This window comes from Paraburkholderia sp. BCC1884 (genome assembly GCF_900996225.1).
Classification (GTDB): domain Bacteria; phylum Pseudomonadota; class Gammaproteobacteria; order Burkholderiales; family Burkholderiaceae; genus Paraburkholderia.
In genome coordinates this window covers 1-449 of record NZ_CAAJGL010000029.1, presented here as the reverse complement: position 1 = coordinate 449, position 449 = coordinate 1, and the positions used below count along the sequence as shown (strand labels likewise).

Sequence of the window (449 nt, the reverse complement as noted above, 5' to 3'; positions counted from 1 at the left end):
CACGCGCCTAGCCGGCGCGGTTTCGTCGCGCGATCGTGTTATGCGGCATTGCGCCGCATCATCGCTGGAGGCCAAAGCGGGGGCGCCAACCGCTCGCCTGGCCGCTTTTCGATAGACTGTGCGGATTCTCGCGGCAGCGGACGGCACGACCGGCGCACCGCGCTCCCGATCCACAGGAATTCCCGATGAAGCAAGCCGTCTTGTCCCTTGCCCTCGCAGGCGCGCTCGCGCTGCCGGCTCTCCCGTCCCAGGCCCAGGCCTTCGACGATCGCTGTTTCGCGGTCGGCGACGTGGCCGCGCAGATCTCCGGCTGGCGCAAGAAGCACAAGACAAAGGAACAGGCGATCGCGCAGTCGCACAAGTACTACGGCAACGGCCCCGACGCGCAGGCCGTCGACCAGGCGATCGAGGAGATCTACGGCGCGCCCACCCTGCTGAACCCCGACCAG

General features: G+C 68.2%; 1 protein-coding gene. It reads left to right on the top strand.

Annotation, left to right across the window (positions count from 1 at the left end; all coding sequences use genetic code 11):
• Positions 1-185: 185 nt before the first annotated feature.
• Positions 186-449, top strand: a 264-nt coding sequence (locus tag FQ705_RS01980; RefSeq protein WP_144137796.1) for a hypothetical protein, incomplete at its 3' end; no start/stop codon positions are given.